This window comes from Bradyrhizobium sp., from assembly GCF_035273305.1.
In the GTDB taxonomy this organism is placed as follows: Bacteria; Pseudomonadota; Alphaproteobacteria; order Rhizobiales; family Xanthobacteraceae; genus Bradyrhizobium.
The window spans coordinates 39,694-54,522 of the sequence record NZ_DATEPI010000241.1; the positions used below are offsets into that span (position 1 = coordinate 39,694).

Below are 14,829 nucleotides of genomic sequence, written 5' to 3' on the forward strand. Positions count from 1 at the left end.
TGTAGAACATGTCGCCCATAGCGCCTCGCGCAACACAGTGCGACATGGCCGGTCGCGACTTTCCGGAAACACCGTCAATGGTCAAAAGGCGTCGCAATTTTGGGCGCTGGGGAAGGAAGAAAATGCAGGGTCCGGACGCTGAGGCGGCCGTCAAGGTCGACTTCGACAATTTCGAGCATGGTTTCCCCGAGGGATTTGGCCCAGGCGGCTGGGGATGGCTAGGCTATGCGACGGGCATCGCGTTCGCGGTGTTTCAGCTCGTCGTCGCTGCGTGGAACGTACTTCCGAGCCAGGTCGTCCGCGGCGTCCATGTCGGCTTCCTCATCCTGATGACGTTCGGCCTGGTCGCCAACTTCACCGCAAAAAGTAACGCGGGCCGCACTGCGGGTTGGCTGATCGGCGCTGTCGGTTTCCTTTGTGGGCTTTATCAGTGGGTATTCTATGCCGACCTGATCGCCCGTGACGGCGACCCGACCCACCTCGATCTTGCTGTGGGAAGTTTGCTGGCGGTTCTGATCTTCGAGGGTACTCGGCGGCTGATGGGTCTCGCGCTGCCGCTGATGTGCGGCGCGTGCATCCTTTACTGGTTCCTCGGTCAGTATTTGCCCGCGCCGTTCAATCACCGTGGCTATGACTTCGACCAGATCGTCACGCATCTGTCGTTTGGTACCGAAGGCTTTTACGGGGTGCCGATTTACGTTTCCGCGACCTACATCTTTCTGTTCATTCTGTTCGGCTCCTTCCTGGAGCGCGCCGGGATGATCCAGCTATTCACCGATGTCTCGCTTGGGCTGTTCGGCCGCACCCGCGGCGGTCCGGCAAAAGTAGCAGTGTTTGCATCGGGCATGATGGGAACGATTTCCGGGTCTGGCGTCGCCAATGTCGTCACGGTCGGCCAGTTCACCATCCCCTTGATGATCAAGTTCGGCTATCGGCGCGCCTTTGCCGCGGGCGTCGAGGCCACTGCGTCGATGGGCGGACAAATTATGCCGCCGGTGATGGGCGCGGTCGCTTTCATCATGGCCGAAACTCTGGGCGTGGACTATTCCGTCATCGTCAAGGCGGCGGTGATCCCGGCGATGCTGTACTTCTTGTCGGCGTTCTGGATGGTCCATCTGGAAGCAGGCAAGCACGGCCTGGTCGGCATGAAGAGTTCGGAAGTCCCCAGTGCCTGGAAGGCGCTGGTGGCCCGGTGGTACCTGGTTTTGCCGTTGGCTGCGCTGGTCTACATGCTGTTTGAGGGCTTCACGCCGCTCTATGCCGGCAGCATGGGGTTGGCGCTGACAGTGGTGCTGATCCTGGGCACAAGCATTACGCTCGGTCTATCCAGCAATGTATTGCGCTATGTGTTCTGGGTCGGGCTTGCGCTCGTCTCCGCCGCCTTATCACGCAATGGGCTCGAGATCGTTCCGGTAGCAGGCCTCGTCGCTGTTCTTGTGCTGATCTCGGCGTTGACGCGCGGCGGACGGGCTACATTAACGGCCTGTCGGGATTCGCTCGCTGATAGCGCGAAGTCCGCGCTGACTGTCGGCATGGCGTGCGCCATCGTCGGCAGCATCATTGGAATGATGACGCAGACCGGTGTCGGCACCATATTCGGCAGCTGGATTATCGGATTGGGCGCGAAGAGCCTGTTTCTCGCGCTGGTCATGACCATGCTGCTATCCATCTTGCTCGGGACCGGCATCCCGACCATTCCCACCTACATCATCACCGCCGCGCTGGCCGCGCCGGCACTGGCAAAATTGGGCGTGCCGCTGATCGTCAGCCATATGTTTGCGTTCTATTACGGCATCATGGCCGATCTTTCGCCACCGGTCGCCTTGGCGGCATTGGCGGCAGCGCCGATCGCCAAGGAAAATCCCGACAAGATCGGCTGGGAAGCAATGCGCATCGCGCTCGCCGGATACGTGATTCCGTTCGTATTCGTCTATTCGCCGGCCCTGATGCTGCAGACCGGGGATCCGATGATCGCACAGCTCGGTTTTTACGGCGCGGTGGCGCTCGCAACATTCAAGGCGACGATCGCCATCGTGCTGTTCGGCATGGTCGCCATCGGCTTCCTCTTTACGCGCCTCACGTTGCTTGAGCGCGGCATCTCACTGGCCGCGGCGCTGTGCCTGCTCGGTGATTTCCCCCTCAGCGACACGTCCGGTTTCCTGCTCACCGCTGCGATCGTACTCTGGCAATGGCGGCAGCGTTCGCGCACCGCAATGGCCCCGGCTTGAGCCTTTGCCTCGCATCGGCTGGCGTCCTCAAGACGCTGTCGATTGCGGCTTTCACGCTGGCGTGGACGCATTCGGTCGAAAAAATCGAATGGCAGGAAGACTGGCACGTAACGACAGCGGGCCTGGAGCTGATGCAGGCGCGCGTGAAGGGTTCGGGCGCTGGCATGGAGCCGCCACCTGAGGCGCGGCTGCTCGATGGCTGGTTTCAATGGCAGCCCAGGCGTCCGCCAATCCCAAAACTCCTGCTCGGTAATTCCGGCGCAGCCGGGGAATGGCGCCTGTGCGGTGCTGGACAATGTCGGACGCTGTCTGAGATATTTGGTCATCCGATCGGCGCCAACGCCACGATAATGCGCGCCTGCGAGCCCTGACCGATCGCGGTTCGTCGGGACGCTAATTGGGAGAGTGCGATGGACCGGCTCAAGGGGAAAATAGCTGTCGTGGTCGGAGCCGGTTCGGTCGGGCCCGGATGGGGTAATGGCAAAGCCACTGCGGTCACGTTTGCCCGCGAGGGCGCAGAGGTACTTTGCGTCGATCGCAATGCTTCGGCGGCGGAAGAGACGGTCAAAATCATCGCATCCGAAGGAGGGAACGCAACCGCTTTTACCGCCGACGTATCTCGCGCCGTCGAGGTCGAAGCCATGGTGGAGGCTTGTCTTAAGATTTACGACCGCATCGACGTGCTCGACAACAACGTCGGCATTGCCGAGATGGGAAGCGTCATCGAGGTGTCGGAAGCGGAGTGGGACCGCGTATTCGCCGTCAATCTCAAAAGCGCATTTCTGACTATGAAGCACGTTATTCCGGTGATGCGGCGACAGGGCGGAGGTTCGATTATCAATATTTCGTCAATCGCGTCGATCCGCCACCTCGGCATCTCCTACGTCACGTATGCTACCTCCAAGGCCGCGATGAACCAGATGACGCGCACCACCGCGGTCGAATTCGCCGCCGACCGTATACGGGTAAATGCCATCTTGCCGGGCCTGATGAAAACGCCGATGGTCGAGCATTCCGCTGGGCTTGCGGCGAGTTACGCAAAGGGCGACATCGAAGCGATGTGGCGGGCGCGCGATGCCCAGGTGCCGATGGGACACATGGGGGAAGCCTGGGATGTCGCAAACGCGGCCCTGTTTCTGGCTTCAGACGAATCCAGATACATCACCGGCATCGAGCTGGTGGTCGACGGTGGCATTACTTTGAAGGTGAGTTAGTACGCCGGAACGGCGAGGATTCATGCTTGCGCGCTTAGCTCCGCGCGGTCGAATTCTTCTTCGAGCTGGTGAAAGGCATCGTCGCCGATCTCCTCGGAGCGGCGCAACGTCAGGATTGACTGTCGCGCCGCGCCGATCGCGCGCCGCCGCAGCGGGTCGGCGGGAAGCTCGCCGCTGGAGACGCCGCCGTCCGGACTGCCTTCGGCCCGCAACAGCAACGCGCGATACTCGATCCTGAGGATATCGGCTTCCTCGGACGGGTCGCCGTCGATTTCCTCGAGCGCCGCGCGGTAGGCCGCGGCGCGGGCGCGGGCGACTTCGGCAGCCACTGGATCCTCGTCCTTTAGCCGCATCGCGAGTATAAGCGGCCGCAAGGTCAGACCTTGAAGAACCAAGGATCCAAGCACAACCGCAAACGCGGTCAGCAGCATGAGATCGCGATATGGGAAGCCTTCCGGCAGGGCGAAAGCTGCCGCCAGCGTAACGATGCCGCGCATGCCGCACCACGAGACCACCACACCGCCTTTGAGTGTAGGTACCGCCGCCGAATTTCTGGGATGAAAGAGGCCTTTCGCAATCAGCCCCCGCAGCGTTGCTCCGTAAAACATTACCCAGGCAATGCGGGCAAGAATGACAGCGGCAAGAACGCAAGCGGCAACCGCGCAATATTCCAGCCGCACCGTTGGGTCGAGCCGTGTCCAGATTGGGTGCAACTGCATGCCGATCAGCATGAACGCCAACACGTTCAGGATGAAAACCATGGTTTCCCAGACGGCATAGGACGGTACGCGCAGCCGTGCCGGTGTCCGCGCTGGCGCGGTGCGGGCAATGGTGATTGCGTAAGCCACGATCGTGAGGATGCCGGACAGGCCGACATGCTCGGCAGCGATCCACACCGTGAATGTGCCTGCAAACTGCAGAATGATTGCGCTTGGCGCATCGCTGACGTGCCGTGTCAGCCGCATCCAAAGCTTGGCAAACAGATATCCGGCCGCGATGCTGCCCGCCAGCGCCAGCAGGAGCGAAGGCGCAAACTCGCGCCATTCGAAATGCTGGACTGCGGTGGCATGGACTGCGATGCGGTAGATCAACAGAGCGCTGGCGTCGTTGAGCAGGCTTTCGCCCTCGAGGATTTTAAGAATCCGATACGGCAAGTTGACTTGACGGAGTATGGCAGTCGCCGCGGCGGCGTCGGGCGGAGCCACGATGGCGCCGAGCGCGATCGCGGCTGACCACGGCATGTCCGGAACGAGCCAGTGCGCCAGCAGCGCGACCGTTGCGGTCGTGACGCCGACGGCGACAAACACCAGTGTCGAAACCGGAAGCCAGTTGCGCCTGAGATCACGCAGCGACGTGTCATAGGCGGCGTCGAGCAGCACCGGAGCGACGAACAGCGCCAGTGCCAGATCAGGCTCTAGCGTCCACGATGGACTGTTGGGAACAAAGGCGAGAAAGGCGCCGCCGATCGCAAGAAAAGTCGGATAGGGTACCTTAACCCGCCGGGCCAGCGCGGAGAGCGCGACGGCACCGAGCAACAATGCGATGATCCATTCGAATGTGGTCAAGCCGAAATTCCCTGGGCAGTAAAATCGTTGGGCGGTCCTGGAAGGATGTGCAAGTGTATCCGTTCAAAATTGGTCGCCAATGTAGCACCTTAATTTGGGTATTTGCCGAACAACGCAAATGCGCCAGACTTGCCCGGCGATCACGAGGAAAGCCGTGGGAGCCACGCCATGAATGTTCATGACAAAAGCCGCTATCACGAGGTGTATGCCCGCTCAATGGCTGATCCCGAGGGGTTCTGGGAGGAGGCCGCGCGCGAAATCGACTGGATCAAGCCGGCCGAAAAGATCTTCGATCCCGATGTGGGTTTGTATGGCCGCTGGTTTGCCGGCGCTATCGTCAACACCTGCTACAACGCGCTTGACCGACATGTCGCGGGCGGACGCGCCGAGCAACTGGCGCTGATCCACGATTCCCCGCTGGCGGGCGCGGTCACCAAGCTCACGTATGCCGAAATGCTGCGGGAAGTGCAGGCACTCGCCGCCGTGATGCAGGAGTTCGGCCTCGCCAAGGGCGACCGGGTGATCATCTATATGCCGATGGTGCCGGAAGCCATGGTCGCGATGCTGGCGTGCGCGCGCATCGGTGTGGTGCATTCGGTGGTGTTCGGAGGTTTCGCCGCCAGAGAGCTCGCAAGCCGGATCGAAGATGCAAAACCAAAACTGATCTTCTCGGCAAGCTGCGGGCTCGAGCCCGGCCGCGTTGTGCAATACAAGCCGCTGCTGGACGAAGCGATAAAATTGTCCAGCAGCAAACCTTCCGCGTGCATCGTCCTGCAACGGCCGCAGCAGGAATGCGAACTCACTTCCGGGCGCGACTATGATTGGGCCGAATTGCGCGCCAAGGCCATGGCGGGCGGAAAGTCGGCGGAGTGCGTGCCGGTGCTGGCGACCGACCCTCTCTATATCCTCTACACATCCGGTACGACAGGCCAGCCCAAGGGCGTTGTGCGCGACAATGGTGGGCATCTGGTCGCGCTGAAATGGTCGATGTTCAATCTCTACGGCGTCAAACCGGGTGAAGTCTGGTGGTGCGGCTCCGATATCGGTTGGGTAGTCGGGCACAGCTACATCATCTACGGCCCGCTCTTCCACGGATCCACCTCGATCATGTACGAGGGCAAACCGATCGGCACGCCGGATGCGGGCGCGTTCTGGCGCGTCGTCTCTGAACACAAGGCGGTGGCGCTGTTCACGGCGCCAACGGCGTTTCGCGCCATTCGCAAGGAAGATCCGGAAGGAAAGTTCATTCGCCAATATGATCTTTCGAAATTCCGCACCCTATTTCTCGCCGGCGAGCGCGCCGACCCGCCGACGGTGGATTGGGCGGAGCGACAATTGCAGGTGCCTGTGATCGATCACTGGTGGCAGACCGAAACGGGCTGGTGTATCGCGGGCAATCCGATGGGCCTCGGTCAGCTCCCGGTCAAGCACGGCTCGCCGACGGTGCCGATGCCGGGCTATCAGGTGGACGTCGTGGATGAAGCGGCGAAGCCCCTGCCGGCGGGGACCATGGGCTCGATCGTCATCAAGCTGCCGCTGCCGCCGGGCTGTCTTCCGACGCTCTGGCAGCAGGACGAGCGTTGCAAGCAGGCCTACTTCAACGAGTTCCCCGGCTACTACAAAACCTCCGACGCCGGTTATAAGGACGAGGACGGCTATATCTTCGTGATGGGCCGCACCGACGACATCATCAACGTCGCCGGCCATCGGCTCTCCACCGGAGGCATGGAAGAAATACTCGCTTCGCATCCGGACGTCGCGGAATGCGCGGTGCTCGGCATCAAGGATGCTATCAAGGGCGAGGTGCCCTGTGGCCTGCTGGTGTTGAAGGCCGGCGTCAGCCGAACCCATGTCGAGATTGAAAAGGAGATCGTGTCCCTGGTGCGCGAGAAGCTCGGGCCGGTAGCGGCGTTCAAGCTTGCGATCACGGTCGGTCGGTTGCCCAAGACGCGCTCCGGTAAGATCCTGCGGGGCACCATCAAAAAGATCGCCGACGGCGAGCAGTGGACCATGCCGGCCACAATTGAGGATCCCAAGGTGCTGGAGGAAATCGGTAGTGCGCTCAAGAGCAGGGCGTGACAAATCTGCTCGGCGCATGGTTGATTTCACGCCGGCCCGTCGAGGTGTCCTTGCCCTGAATAAGCCTGCGTGCTTTTCGATGGATTGCGGCGATATCTGGCGCTAAGACCGCTGTGCGCGCGGCAGTACAAGCCGACCATATCGGAGTACAAATGCAATTTATTTCGGCGAAGCGACCGATCGCGCTGGCGCTTGTTACGCTATTTCTCTGCGGCTGTGCGCAACGAGGCGAGCTCCCGGTTTCCACTCTCGGTGAGGACGACGACACGTTCTGCCGTGCCAACAATGTCGCGGTCGGGTCATCAGAATATATCGCCTGCCGCAAGGATCGAGACGTGTTGCGCAGCAACGCCGTCGCCCGTGCCGATCGTCGCCAACGCGATCTCGGCGAATACATGCTGAACCATCCGGACCACCCCTAACTTCAGGAGTCCACCATGAACGAAGATGCCTTCAACGCCAGCCTGCGCAAGTTTCTCAAGAAGGTGGGCATCACCTCGCAACGCGAGATCGAGAAAGTGGTCCGGGATGCAATCTCAAGTGGGCGGCTCAAGGGCCACGAGAAGCTGCCCGCCAAAATGGTTCTCACGGTCGGCGGCGTCAGCCTCTCGCACGAGGTTACCGGGGACATCGAACTCGGCTAAAAAACCGAACCGACAAGTCTTCCCCGAAATGGATGCATGCGGATTCGGCGATGCCGGGTCACTAATGGCCGTTCAGTCCTCCGGAAGCTGCGGCGAGTCCTCCGGCATCAGATGTTCCTTGAGGATTAGCCCCACGATCAGCAGTGGGGAGGATAGGAACGCCCCCATTGGTCCCCACAACCAGGTCCAGAACGCGATCGCGACGAACACCGCGAGTGCGTTTAGCTCGAGGCGGCGTCCGATAATGGTTGGCGTGACGAAATGGCCCTCGAGGAACGTCACGCCGGCAAACGCCAGCGGCGCCATCAAGCCGGCGCCAAGCGTTGGCATCGCGACCACGCCGACCAGGATCAGGATCACGAACATCGCGACAGGGCCGATGATTGGAACGAAATTCAGCGTAGCCGCGAGGGCGCCAAGGCCAGCGGGGCTCGGCATGCCCGTGAGCGCGCAGATCAAACCAGTCGCGACTCCGACCCCCAGATTGATCATGGTAACGGTGAGCAGATAGGCTCCGAGGTGCTCCTCGATTTCATTGAGAATCCGCAGCGTTCGCAGTCGCGAGGCGTGTTCGCTGAAGGTGAGAATCAGGGCGCGGCGGAGGTCGCGCCAGCTTGCGATAAAGAGCACAAGCGTCGCCAGGAAAAGCAGAAACTCCGTAAACGTCGGTGACAGGAATTCAAGCGTAGGCTGTACCCAGTCCAGCTTGGGCATCTGGAATGGCGCGGTGCCAAATGTGTCGGAACCTCCCACCATGCTCTCCAACTGGTGCCACAGTGCTAGCGGTCGATCGAAAACGTGGAGCTTATCCTTTAGCCGCGATCCCAGCTCCGGCAGGCGCGTGCTCCATTGCATTAGCGGAGAAGAGATCAGGCCCAGCGCGAAAGCGAGGCCGGCGCACACCGCGCTGACGATCAGTACTGCCGAGAGCGCGCGAGGTATCCGGCGTCGCTCGAGATATCCCGCAGCCGGGGACAACATCGTGCCGACCACGAACGCCGTCACCACGGGCAGGAAGAAAGCCTTTGCGACATAAAGAACGGCGACAACGCTGATGACAAGAAGTGCTACGAGGGCAAACGCGACTGCGTCCGCGCGCCTGATAACAGGCGGCTGCTCGCTTTTGCTTTCTGGCAGCGGCGTACCGACGTTTTCTTTGGGAGGCGCGCGCTCGTCGGGAAGGACACGCAACTGGCTTTCCTCCCTACCGGCTGTCAGGCGCTCGCGCCCGGACGTCGTGCGACGACGGGTTCGGCGGTTATAACGGGCAGCGTAAGACAAAGTTCCAGTGGGCGCGTCGTAGCCCTCCCTCAGGTGTGCGGTCGGACTGACGTGCGCCTCGTCTCCTTCCCATGACGGAACCGCGGAGCCCCCGTCGCGTTTGTTGTCGCAGAAGCATCGTTCGATGCGCATCGCGTTGGGGCAGATCATGAGACATACATCCGAATGCCATCGCGGCCCGTCGCAGCGCGTGATCAACGCGCTCGTTTTCGGCGCGGCATTACTGATCGCGCCGGCCGCCTTCTGCACACCGGCGAGCGCGCAGGTCCTGGGCTACGCATCGGCCGAAAGCGGCTGGCCGACAGACAGCACGATGCGGGCCACACATGAGCCGGCGCTCACGCGTGAGGACGATCAATCGTACGGCGCAATCCCGGAGCGGTTGCGTCGAACCGTCGTTTCGCTTGACACTCGGGAAGCACCCGGCACCGTCATCATCGATACCGGCAACACCGCGCTCTATTACGTGCTCGGCCAGGGCCGAGCGATCCGTTATGGCGTCGGCGTCGGCCGGGACGGTTTCACGTGGTCCGGCGTGCAAACCATCAGCCGCAAAGCAGAGTGGCCGGACTGGCATCCTCCGGCACAGATGATCGCGCGCCAGCCCTATCTGCCCCGGTTCATGGCCGGCGGCCCGGGTAATCCGCTTGGCGCTCGCGCGATGTACCTCGGCTCAAGCGAGTACCGCATTCACGGCACCAACGATCCCTCGACAATTGGGAAGTTTGTCTCTTCAGGTTGCATCCGCCTGACCAATGAAGATGTTACGGATCTGTTCAGCCGCGTCGACATCGGGACCAAGGTGGTGGTGCTGGCGAAAAATTCGCCGCACCTTCAGGCTCGAGCGATTGAACCCAGCCGAATGGAGGCGAGGACAGCGAACATCATTGGTTCTGCAGGGGTGCCTTCGCGTCCTACGGTAGCGACGGTCCACACCGGACGCCAGGCGATGAACCTGTCCAACTCGCTGTACTGACGTTGCGAACTCGGCCGCGGAGATTGACATGGTTCGGAGACTGATCAGTCCAGTGGCTTTGGGTGTGACCGCGGTATTGGTCGCGTCGGCCTGGGTCGGATCCGTGCAAGCCGAGGACGACTTTCTCTCCGCGCTGTTCGGCGCATTCGCAGGCCGCCCGCCGCGTGCGGCGATTCCGCTGCCATTCGGAAGTGAAGGCATGCCGATGCCTCCGCGGGACCGCGGGCGTGCGCGCGTCATTACCTACGGCGGACAAGCATTTTGCGTGCGGACCTGCGACGGCCGCTATTTCCCGGTAAGTGGGCCCGATAACGAGAGCCGGGCGGCGTCTTGCAGCAGCTTCTGCCCGGCGAGCGATACGAAACTGGTTTACGGCAGCAATATCGATGATGCCGCAACCGAAAATGGAAAGCCCTATTCAGAACTGCGGAATGCCTTTCGCTATCGAGACGAGATCGTGCCCGGATGCACTTGCAACGGCAAGGATCAATTCGGTCTCGCGCCGCTCAGGATTGAGGACGATCCCACCGTTCGCAAGGGCGACCTTGTCGCGGCGGGACCGCAAGGTTTAATGGTCGCCGGGCGGAGCGCCGACAGGCGCGGCGCATCGTTAAACTTTACGCCGGCCTCTAAAGCCGTGCTTTCGCACTATCACCACGTTCCCGTGGTCGCGCGGGAATAGGCCGCCGGACCCGAGCCTCCTTTCGGCTCGAAACAAAGGGTTCGAGCCTGAAAAAGTCGGGTTCCGTCGTTGGAACCCAAAGTTCCCCCCTGCGTTAAGCCTGATCGTTCTCACCGCTGCAGGGGGAATTCATGCTAGTCGGCGTGCTCGTTACGTTTTTGGTCGTTATTCTCGTCCTGTATCTAATCAATCTGCTGCCGCTCGATGGGCGCGCGAAACAGATTGCGCGCGTCGTGGTCATCATTCTCGGCGTGATCTCGCTACTGAAATACATTGCGGTATTCTGATTAACGAACGCGCCGGGCGCATGCTCGGAGACCGCAACGACTATCCCGCTGCCTTGGCTTCGCGGCGCCGGGCGGTAAGGATGAATTCGGTGTAGCCGTTCGGCTGCTCGCGCCCCTTGAAGATCAGATCGCAAGCCGCCTTGAACGCGACACCGTCGAAGCCGGGCGCCATCGGTCGATAGAGCGGATCGCCTTCGTTCTGCTCATCCACCACGACAGCCATCCGCTTCAGCGATTCCATCACCTGTTCCTTGGTGATGACGCCCTGGTGCAGCCAGTTGGCTAAATGCTGGCTCGAAATCCTTAAGGTGGCGCGATCCTCCATCAATCCGACATCATGGATATCAGGAACCTTGGAGCAGCCCACGCCTTGATCTATCCAGCGCACCACGTAGCCCAGAATGCCTTGGCAGTTATTGTCGATCTCCTGCTTCACGTCGTCCGGCGCCCAGTTGGATTGCGATACCGGGATGGTGAGGATATCGGACAGCTTGGCGCGCGGTCCGCCTTTCGCGAGTTGCTGCTGACGCTCCAGAACGTTGACCTGATGATAATGCAGCGCGTGTAACGTTGCGGCTGTCGGTGAAGGCACCCACGCCGTCGTGGCGCCGGCCTGCGGATGTCCGATTTTCTGCGCCAGCATGTCGGCCATCTTGTCGGGCGCGGCCCACATGCCTTTGCCGATCTGGGCATGGCCGGGCAGCCCATCGATCAGGCCGATATCGACGTTCCAGTCTTCGTAGGCCTTGATCCAGGGCTGCGATTTCATGTCGTTCTTGCGGATCATCGGTCCGGCTTCCATCGAGGTGTGGATCTCGTCGCCAGTGCGATCGAGAAACCCGGTATTGATGAACACGATTCGCTTCAGCGCCTGTTGGATGCAGGCTTTGAGATTCACCGTGGTACGGCGCTCCTCATCCATGATGCCGATCTTCATCGTGTTCTCGGACAGGGACAGCATTTTCTCGACGCGACCGAACAGCTCGCATGTCAGCGCCACCTCATCCGGGCCGTGCATTTTTGGTTTGACGATGTAAACCGAGCCGGTGCGGCTGTTGCGCGTCTTCGAGTTACCCTTCAGGTCATGGATCGAGAGCAGACCCGCGACGGCGGCGTCCAGAATGCCTTCCGGAATTTCGTGTCCGTTGGCGTCGAGCACGGCATCCGTGAACATGTGATGGCCGACATTTCGCATCAACAGCAGGCTGCGGCCATGCAGCCTCAGCTCCTTGCCGTCCGCGGTCTTGTAGATCCGATCGGGATTGAGCGCGCGCTTGAGCATCGCGCCGCCCTTTTCGAAATCGGCGGCTAGCGTGCCGTTCATCAGCCCGAGCGTGTTGCGGTAGATCAGAACCTTGTCGTCGGCATCTACCGCCGCAACGCTGTCTTCCATATCGAGGATGGTGCTGACCGCCGATTCGAGGATTACATCGGCAACACCGGCCGGATCATCCTTGCCGATCATGTGGGCGCGGTCGATCTTCAATTCGATATGCATGCCGTTGTTGACCAGCAGGATCGCGCTCGGCGCCGAAGCCTCACCTTGGTAGCCCGCAAATTGCCCGCTCGATTTCAGGGCCGTGGTGTTGCCGCTCTTGAGCTTGACCGCGAGCTGACCGGCGATAACGCTGTACGATGTCACGCCGGCGTGGCTTCCCGTCACGAGCGGTACGGCGGAATCCAGGAAAGCCTTTGCCCGGGCGATCACCTTGTCGCCACGTGCCTTGCTGTAGCCTTTGCCGCCTTCGCCTGGGTCGTGCGGGATTGCATCCGTGCCGTAAAGCGCGTCGTAAAGGCTGCCCCAGCGCGCGTTGGCCGCGTTGAGTGCGTAGCGCGCGTTAGTGAGTGGCACGACTAATTGCGGCCCGCAGATTTTGCCGATCTCCTCGTCGATATTGGCGGTCTCGACTTTCTGCGTCGCCGGTTCCGGCAGCAGATAGCCGATCTGCTTGAGGAATGCGGTGTAGGCATTCATGTCGAATGTCTTGCCCTTATGGGCGCGATGCCAGTCGTCGATTTTCGCCTGCAACTGGTCACGAAACGACAGCAGTTCACGGTTCCTCGGAGCGAGGTCGCGCAGGATAGCAGCAAGCCCGGACCAGAACGCGTCCGCGGATATTCCAGTTTTGGGAGTGGCTTCCTTGGCGATGAAATCAAATAAAACCGGGGCGATTTTCAATCCGTGGACGTCGATACGATTCATGATCTGAATTTTTCTCGGGAGAAGGCCGGCGGCAGAGCGCGGGCTTCAGGTTCAAACGACAATCAACCCTGGGCGGGTTCGAAGCCCTTTTAGCCTTAAAGCCCGGCAGATGAGAAGAGCTGTTAACGTCTGAAATACAGCAGGCGCGCAGCCAAATTGGGCCGCACAGAGAATGGCCGCCCCGGTCAGAACAGAATGTCTGAGGCCGCGAGCATGCGCTCGATGTCGTCAATCGCCTCCGTGACGGAACGCAACGAGGTGTCGATCGTCAATTCGCTGTCGGTTGGCGGCTCGTAATCGCCGCTGATGCCGGTAAATGCCGGCAGCCTTCCGGCGCGCGCTTTGGCGTAATGCCCCTTGGGATCTCGGCTTTCGCAAATCTCGGCCGGCGTCGCGACATAGATTTCGCGGAAGCAATTATCGGTGATCCGGCGCGCCGACGCACGATCTTCGCGCGAGGGCGAAACCGCAGCGACTATCGCAATCTGGCCATTCCGCGCCAGATGTGCGGCGACCTCGGCCAAGCGTCGAATGTTTTCGCGACGATCCGCGGCAGAGAAACCCAGATCCCTGTTGAGCCCGGCGCGCAGTGTATCGCCGTCGAGCAGTACCGGCGAACCGCCATTGCCGAACAGCTTGCGTTCCAGCGCCCGCGCCAGAGTCGATTTGCCCGAACCCGGCAAGCCGGTTAGCCACAGCACTGCGCCACGGTGGCGATAACGCGCCGAGCGCTCATCCGGGCGCAGCGCAGATTCCACCGGCACGATTTCGGCGCGGATGGCAGGTTGCTCTGCGCCCGCCGACAACACCAATCCGCCACCCGCAATGCGCCCGTTGATCTCGATCACGAGCCGGCCGGTGCGCGGGTTATCGGCATAGGGGTCAGCGGCCACCGGCTGCGCCAGCGAAATCTCGATCTCGCCGACGTGATTGCGCGCGATGGACTTGTTCTCGACGCTCGCCAGTTCACCGGGATCGACCGCTTTCTCGATTGCGACGATGCTGGCGCGGCTTTCCCGCGTGCCGAGCCGGACCAGTATGGACGCGCCCGTTGTCAGCGGCTTGTCATGCAGCCAGAAAATGCGCGCGCGAATGCGCCGTGCCTCGCGCGGGCCGGATCCAATATGGGCAATGACGTCGCCGCGCTCGACGAACAGCTCGCGATCGAGCGTGACGCCAACCGATTGTCCCGCGCTCTGGCTGCCATTGATCGGCCCGGCCGGCCAACCTTCGAGGCTCTTGATCCTTGCTACCTTTCCCGCGGGCATGATTACGATCTCGTCGCCAACCGTGAGCTGACCGGACTCAACACGCCCGGTCACGATGCGCCGATCGTCAAACTTATAGATCGCCTGTACCGGGAGCCGCAGCGCGAGTTGTTCGAGTGGCCGCGCCGGTTCGAGCGCATCGAGTGCCTCGACGACGGTCGGTCCGTTGTACCAGTTCATGCGGCCGGTGCGCTCGGCGACACCGTCGCCATCTCGGGCGGAAATCGGAATCAGCGCCGAGGGTGTGATCCCGAGACCTTCAAGATGACCGGAGATCTCATCGGCGATCGCCGTGAATCGGGCCGCGCTGAAATCGACGCGGTCCATCTTGTTGACGACGACGGCGACCTGTTTGACGCCAAGCAAGTGCAAAAGATAGCCATGGCGTCTGGTTTGGTCGCG

At 61.3% G+C, this 14,829-nt stretch carries 13 protein-coding genes; 9 read left to right on the plus strand and 4 right to left on the minus strand.

The genetic code is table 11. The annotated features are described in order from the left end of the window. The first annotated feature begins 122 nt into the window (after window positions 1-122). Genes VJV58_RS16495 through VJV58_RS16505 form a run of 3 tightly spaced genes read left to right on the plus strand, consistent with a single transcriptional unit; the run spans window position 123 to window position 3,442 of the window. Window positions 123-2,228 (plus strand): TRAP transporter permease, encoded by a 2,106-nt coding sequence (locus tag VJV58_RS16495; RefSeq protein ID WP_324138434.1) that lies wholly within the window; start codon window positions 123-125, stop codon window positions 2,226-2,228. Then, the gene (locus VJV58_RS16500) at window positions 2,189-2,599 is read left to right on the plus strand and encodes a DUF1850 domain-containing protein (RefSeq protein WP_324138435.1); all 411 of its coding nucleotides are present in this window, start codon (window positions 2,189-2,191) and stop codon (window positions 2,597-2,599) included. The genes VJV58_RS16495 and VJV58_RS16500 overlap by 40 nt, the downstream gene beginning before the upstream one ends. 39 nt (window positions 2,600-2,638) lie before the next feature. Next, window positions 2,639-3,442, plus strand: a complete 804-nt coding sequence (locus tag VJV58_RS16505; protein WP_324138436.1) for a glucose 1-dehydrogenase — start codon at window positions 2,639-2,641, stop codon at window positions 3,440-3,442. Between the two features lie 20 nt (window positions 3,443-3,462). Here VJV58_RS16505 and VJV58_RS16510 read toward each other — a convergent pair whose 3' ends face one another. After that, a complete protein-coding gene (locus VJV58_RS16510; protein ID WP_324138437.1) occupies window positions 3,463-5,007 on the minus strand; it encodes a sodium:proton antiporter in 1,545 nt (514 codons plus the stop codon). A 168-nt stretch (window positions 5,008-5,175) separates the two neighbouring features. Here VJV58_RS16510 and VJV58_RS16515 point away from each other — a divergent pair, with 168 nt between their 5' ends. From VJV58_RS16515 to VJV58_RS16525, 3 genes are all read left to right on the plus strand, one after another. Beyond that, complete coding sequence (locus VJV58_RS16515) at window positions 5,176-7,086, plus strand: propionyl-CoA synthetase (RefSeq protein ID WP_324138438.1); 1,911 nt, start codon at window positions 5,176-5,178, stop codon at window positions 7,084-7,086. A gap of 152 nt (window positions 7,087-7,238) precedes the next feature. Further along, window positions 7,239-7,508 carry a hypothetical protein gene (locus tag VJV58_RS16520; protein WP_324138439.1) on the plus strand — a complete coding sequence of 90 codons (270 nt, stop codon included), beginning with the start codon at window positions 7,239-7,241 and terminating at the stop codon, window positions 7,506-7,508. A gap of 15 nt (window positions 7,509-7,523) precedes the next feature. Then, entirely contained in the window at window positions 7,524-7,730 is a 207-nt protein-coding gene (locus VJV58_RS16525; RefSeq protein ID WP_324138440.1) for a DUF6494 family protein, read from the plus strand. 72 nt (window positions 7,731-7,802) lie between these two features. Here VJV58_RS16525 and VJV58_RS16530 read toward each other — a convergent pair whose 3' ends face one another. Then, window positions 7,803-8,921 (minus strand): AI-2E family transporter, encoded by a 1,119-nt coding sequence (locus VJV58_RS16530; RefSeq protein ID WP_324138441.1) that lies wholly within the window; start codon window positions 8,919-8,921, stop codon window positions 7,803-7,805. 238 nt (window positions 8,922-9,159) lie between these two features. Here VJV58_RS16530 and VJV58_RS16535 point away from each other — a divergent pair, with 238 nt between their 5' ends. The 3 genes from VJV58_RS16535 to VJV58_RS16545 all read left to right on the plus strand — a co-directional run bounded on the left by VJV58_RS16535 (window position 9,160) and on the right by VJV58_RS16545 (window position 10,956). Next, window positions 9,160-9,987 carry a L,D-transpeptidase gene (locus tag VJV58_RS16535; protein ID WP_324138442.1) on the plus strand — a complete coding sequence of 276 codons (828 nt, stop codon included), beginning with the start codon at window positions 9,160-9,162 and terminating at the stop codon, window positions 9,985-9,987. A 28-nt stretch (window positions 9,988-10,015) separates the two neighbouring features. After that, a complete protein-coding gene (locus VJV58_RS16540) occupies window positions 10,016-10,669 on the plus strand; it encodes a DUF2865 domain-containing protein (RefSeq protein ID WP_324138443.1) in 654 nt (217 codons plus the stop codon). A 131-nt stretch (window positions 10,670-10,800) separates the two neighbouring features. Further along, window positions 10,801-10,956: a Thivi_2564 family membrane protein gene (locus VJV58_RS16545; RefSeq protein WP_324138444.1), complete on the plus strand. Its 156-nt coding sequence runs from the start codon at window positions 10,801-10,803 to the stop codon at window positions 10,954-10,956. 40 nt (window positions 10,957-10,996) lie between these two features. Here the strand turns inward: VJV58_RS16545 and VJV58_RS16550 are convergent, their stop codons facing one another. Continuing rightward, window positions 10,997-13,159 carry a malate synthase G gene (locus VJV58_RS16550; RefSeq protein ID WP_324138445.1) on the minus strand — a complete coding sequence of 721 codons (2,163 nt, stop codon included), beginning with the start codon at window positions 13,157-13,159 and terminating at the stop codon, window positions 10,997-10,999. A 185-nt stretch (window positions 13,160-13,344) separates the two neighbouring features. Then, the coding region (gene cysC / locus VJV58_RS16555) for an adenylyl-sulfate kinase (protein ID WP_324138446.1) at window positions 13,345-14,829 on the minus strand (1,485 nt) is incomplete at its 5' end.

What these genes read in the sequence shown, in the direction of transcription:
- VJV58_RS16495 (WP_324138434.1), top strand. Translation starts at nt 123, where the DNA reads ATGCAGGGTCCGGACGCTGAGGCGGCCGTCAAGGTCGACTTCGACAAT.
- VJV58_RS16500 (WP_324138435.1), top strand. Translation starts at nt 2,189, where the DNA reads ATGGCGGCAGCGTTCGCGCACCGCAATGGCCCCGGCTTGAGCCTTTGC.
- VJV58_RS16505 (WP_324138436.1), top strand. Translation starts at nt 2,639, where the DNA reads ATGGACCGGCTCAAGGGGAAAATAGCTGTCGTGGTCGGAGCCGGTTCG.
- VJV58_RS16515 (WP_324138438.1), top strand. Translation starts at nt 5,176, where the DNA reads ATGAATGTTCATGACAAAAGCCGCTATCACGAGGTGTATGCCCGCTCA.
- VJV58_RS16520 (WP_324138439.1), top strand. Translation starts at nt 7,239, where the DNA reads ATGCAATTTATTTCGGCGAAGCGACCGATCGCGCTGGCGCTTGTTACG.
- VJV58_RS16525 (WP_324138440.1), top strand. Translation starts at nt 7,524, where the DNA reads ATGAACGAAGATGCCTTCAACGCCAGCCTGCGCAAGTTTCTCAAGAAG.
- VJV58_RS16535 (WP_324138442.1), top strand. Translation starts at nt 9,160, where the DNA reads ATGAGACATACATCCGAATGCCATCGCGGCCCGTCGCAGCGCGTGATC.
- VJV58_RS16540 (WP_324138443.1), top strand. Translation starts at nt 10,016, where the DNA reads ATGGTTCGGAGACTGATCAGTCCAGTGGCTTTGGGTGTGACCGCGGTA.
- VJV58_RS16545 (WP_324138444.1), top strand. Translation starts at nt 10,801, where the DNA reads ATGCTAGTCGGCGTGCTCGTTACGTTTTTGGTCGTTATTCTCGTCCTG.
- VJV58_RS16550 (WP_324138445.1), bottom strand. Translation starts at nt 13,159, where the DNA reads ATGAATCGTATCGACGTCCACGGATTGAAAATCGCCCCGGTTTTATTT.